The sequence below is a fragment of the Vibrio sp. 10N.286.51.E5 genome (assembly GCF_041469125.1).
GTDB classification, from domain to species: Bacteria; Pseudomonadota; Gammaproteobacteria; order Enterobacterales; family Vibrionaceae; genus Vibrio; species Vibrio crassostreae_C.
Map to the genome: position 1 here is coordinate 1 of NZ_JBFRJZ010000091.1, position 786 is coordinate 786.

Consider the following 786-nt stretch of genomic DNA (forward strand, 5'->3'; position numbering starts at 1 on the left):
CTTGGTGTAGAAATCCCTAAACCTAGTGGTGGCGTAAGGCAACTAGGTATCCCAACCGTGCTTGATAGAGTTGTCCAACAGGCAATGACCTCAGTACTGTCAGATATCTATGACCCCAAGTTCTCCAATAGCAGTTACGGATTTAGACCAAACCGCAGTGCGCACCATGCATTAACGGCAGCCAGTCATTACATCCGAGAAGGTCGAGGTTATGTTGTAGATATCGACCTAGCGAAATACTTCGACACAGTGAATCACGATAGACTGATGTACAGACTGTCACAGGACATCAGTGATAAACGAGTGTTGAAGCTCATCAGGTCATATCTACAGGCAGGCATAATGCGAAACGGGATGGTTGAACAGAGACAAAGAGGGACACCACAGGGTGGACCATTATCCCCGTTGCTATCCAATATCGTATTAGATGAACTGGATAAAGAGTTAGAGCGCAGAGGGCATAAGTTCTGTCGATATGCAGACGACTGCCAAATCTACGTTCATAGTGAAGAAGCCGCTTATCGAGTTAAAGAGTCGATAACGGAGTTCTTGGAGCAAAAGCTGAAGCTCACGGTAAATCGAGAGAAAAGTGGTGCGACAAGAGTGACAGAGCGGACTTACTTAAGCCACCGCTTCGGGATAGATGGAACAATCCATCTATCGAAGGCAGCACAAACTCAAATGAAGAAGCGAGTGCGGCAGATAACGAAGCGAAATCGAGGACGAGAGTTACAGGTGATAATCACGGAGTTAACTCAATATCTAAGAGGATGGCAACACTACCTG

General features: G+C 46.3%; 1 protein-coding gene. It reads left to right on the forward strand.

The window, feature by feature from the left end; genetic code table 11:
* Window positions 1-786 (forward strand): group II intron reverse transcriptase/maturase (ltrA, locus tag AB4161_RS21780; protein ID WP_372084290.1); only part of this gene is annotated, 786 nt, incomplete at both ends.